Annotated in this window: 3 rRNA genes; all 3 read right to left on the bottom strand. The window is 53.5% G+C overall.

The features are described 5' to 3' along the window. Position 1 precedes the first annotated feature (1 nt). Positions 2-115 (bottom strand): 5S ribosomal RNA (rrf, locus tag AC13DJ_RS03795). 105 nt (positions 116-220) lie between these two features. Next, positions 221-3,113, bottom strand: a 23S ribosomal RNA gene (locus AC13DJ_RS03790). Positions 3,114-3,488: 375 nt separating this feature from the next. Continuing rightward, positions 3,489-3,578: ribosomal RNA gene (locus AC13DJ_RS03785) — 16S ribosomal RNA — on the bottom strand; the annotation flags it as partial.

The raw sequence follows: 3,578 nt of genomic DNA, 5'->3' as shown, positions 1-3,578 counted from the left end.
AGCCTGACGATGACCTACTCTCACATGGGCGAACCACACTACCATCGGCGCTGGTCTGTTTCACGTCTGAGTTCGGGATGGGATCAGGTGGTTCCAGACCGCTATGGTCGTCAGGCAAAACGGATGATCACTGGGAAGGACGAGATAAAACGTGATGGTGATTTCTTGGAGCTGGCGTCTGCCTTGCTCTTGCGTTATCCGCAATTGTCTTGGGTGTTATATAGTCAAGCCGCACGAGCAATTAGTACTGGTTAGCTCAACGCCTCGCAGCGCTTACACACCCAGCCTATCAACGTCCTGGTCTTGAACGGCTCTTCAGGAGGCTCAAGGCCTCAGGGAGATCTCATCTTGGAAGGGGCTTCCCGCTTAGATGCTTTCAGCGGTTATCCTGTCCGAACATAGCTACCGGGCAATGCCACTGGCGTGACAACCCGAACACCAGAGGTTCGTCCACTCCGGTCCTCTCGTACTAGGAGCAGCTTTCCTCAAATCTCCAACGTCCACGGCAGATAGGGACCGAACTGTCTCACGACGTTCTAAACCCAGCTCGCGTACCACTTTAAATGGCGAACAGCCATACCCTTGGGACCGGCTTCAGCCCCAGGATGTGATGAGCCGACATCGAGGTGCCAAACACCGCCGTCGATGTGAACTCTTGGGCGGTATCAGCCTGTTATCCCCGGAGTACCTTTTATCCGTTGAGCGATGGCCCTTCCATACAGAACCACCGGATCACTATGACCTACTTTCGTACCTGCTCGACGTGTCTGTCTCGCAGTCAAGCGGGCTTGTGCCATTACACTAACCGCACGATGTCCGACCGTGCTTAGCCCACCTTTGTGCTCCTCCGTTACGCTTTGGGAGGAGACCGCCCCAGTCAAACTACCCACCACACAGTGTCCTCAACCCCGATAAGGGGCCAGAGTTAGAACCTCAAACATGCCAGGCTGGTATTTCAAGGTTGGCTCCACTCGAACTGGCGTCCGAGTTTCAAAGCCTCCCAGCTATCCTACACAAGCATGCTCAAAGTTCACTGTGAAGCTATAGTAAAGGTTCACGGGGTCTTTCCGTCTAGCCGCGGATACACCGCATCTTCACGGCGATTTCAATTTCACTGAGTCTCGGGTAGAGACAGCGCCCCCATCGTTACGCCATTCGTGCAGGTCGGAACTTACCCGACAAGGAATTTCGCTACCTTAGGACCGTTATAGTTACGGCCGCCGTTTACCGGGGCTTCGATCAAGAGCTTCGCACAAGTGCTAACCCCATCAATTAACCTTCCGGCACCGGGCAGGCGTCACACCGTATACGTCCACTTTCGTGTTTGCACAGTGCTGTGTTTTTAATAAACAGTCGCAGGGGCCTGGTATCTTCGACCGGCTTCCGCTCCACCCGCGGGGGTTTCACGTACACACCGGCGTGCCTTCTCCCGAAGTTACGGCACCATTTTGCCTAGTTCCTTTACCCGAGTTCTCTCAAGCGCCTTGGTATTCTCTACCTGACCACCTGTGTCGGTTTGGGGTACGGTCTCGAATAGCCTGAAGCTTAGAAGATTTTCCTGGAAGCAGGGCATCAATGACTTCGCGCCCTTGGGCACTCGTCGTCACGTCTCAGGATTGTGGACCCGGATTTGCCTAAGTCCACTCCCTACTCGCTTAAACCGGGACAACCGTCGCCCGGCTCACCTAGCCTTCTCCGTCTCTCCATCGCAGCTATCCAAGGTACGGGAATATTAACCCGTTTCCCATCGACTACACCTTTCGGTCTCGCCTTAGGGGCCGACTCACCCTGCGCCGATTAGCGTTGCGCAGGAACCCTTGGTCTTCCGGCGTGCGGGTTTTTCACCCGCATTGTCGTTACTCATGTCAGCATTCGCACTTCTGATACCTCCAGCAAGCTTCTCAACTCACCTTCGCAGGCTTACAGAACGCTCCCCTACCCCGCACACGTAAGTGTGCAGCCGCAGCTTCGGTGACCAGTTTGAGCCCCGTTACATCTTCCGCGCAGGCCGACTCGACTAGTGAGCTATTACGCTTTCTTTAAAGGATGGCTGCTTCTAAGCCAACCTCCTAGCTGTCTGAGCCTTCCCACATCGTTTCCCACTTAACTGGTACTTTGGGACCTTAGCTGGCGGTCTGGGTTGTTTCCCTCTTCACGACGGACGTTAGCACCCGCCGTGTGTCTCCCGGATAGTACTCACAGGTATTCGGAGTTTGCATCGGGTTGGTAAGTCGAGATGACCCCCTAGCCGAAACAGTGCTCTACCCCCTGTGGTATTCGTCCGAGGCGCTACCTAAATAGCTTTCGGGGAGAACCAGCTATCTCCGGGCTTGATTAGCCTTTCACTCCGATCCACAAGTCATCCCCTGGCTTTTCAACGACAGTGGGTTCGGTCCTCCAGTGCCTGTTACGGCACCTTCAACCTGCTCATGGATAGATCGCCCGGTTTCGGGTCTATGTCCAGCGACTGATTCGCCCTATTCAGACTCGGTTTCCCTACGGCTCCCCTAAACGGTTAACCTCGCCACTGAACATAAGTCGCTGACCCATTATACAAAAGGTACGCCGTCACAGAACAAGTCTGCTCCGACTGCTTGTACGCATACGGTTTCAGGGTCTATTTCACTCCCCTCACAGGGGTTCTTTTCGCCTTTCCCTCACGGTACTGGTTCACTATCGGTCAGTCAGGAGTATTTAGCCTTGGAGGATGGTCCCCCCATGTTCAGTCAACGTTTCTCGTGCGCCGACCTACTCGATTTCACTGGACTCAGGTTTCGGATACGGGGCTATCACCCACTATGGCGGCTCTTTCCAGGGCCTTCTCCTACCAGTTGTCCAGCTTAAGGGCTGGTCCCCGTTCGCTCGCCGCTACTTAGGGAATCTCGGTTGATTTCTTTTCCTCGGGGTACTTAGATGTTTCAGTTCCCCCGGTTCGCCTCTTACACCTATGGATTCAGTGTAAGATACCTAACCGAAGTTAGGTGGGTTTCCCCATTCAGAGATGTCCGGATCACAGCTCGTTTGCCAGCTCCCCGAACCTTATCGCAGGCTTCCACGTCTTTCATCGCCTCTGACTGCCAAGGCATCCACCGTATGCGCTTAGTTGCTTGACCATATAACCCCAAGACAACTGTGTTCCCTTTATCGACGCCCTGGTAAACCAGGAAATCCATAACGGGAGACAGTTCCTTGAAGCGATACAACAACCACTTCAACGACAACACCGGATAACGCTTGAAATCGCTATCACTTTGAACAGTTTCTCTCGGAGATAATGAGAGAAATCTATTCGTGTTCTATCTCGTCCAATTTGTTAAAGAGCAAATCTGACCCAGTGATCAGAAAGGAAGGCTTCATCAGGATGAAACATTCGTTTCTGTACACTACAGACTAGAGTACAAAGGCGCCTGCCCAGCAGACCCTTTTGCTCTCTTTACTAGCCAACCAAGTAATTCGTGTGGACTCTGACCGAAGCATTCGGCTTCGTTTAAGGAGGTGATCCAGCCGCAGGTTCCCCTACGGCTACCTTGTTACGACTTCACCCCAGTCATGAACCACACCGTGGTAATCGTCCTCCC

This window comes from Marinobacter sp. L-46, assembly GCF_056859535.1.
This window is presented reverse-complemented; position numbering and strand designations above follow the sequence as displayed.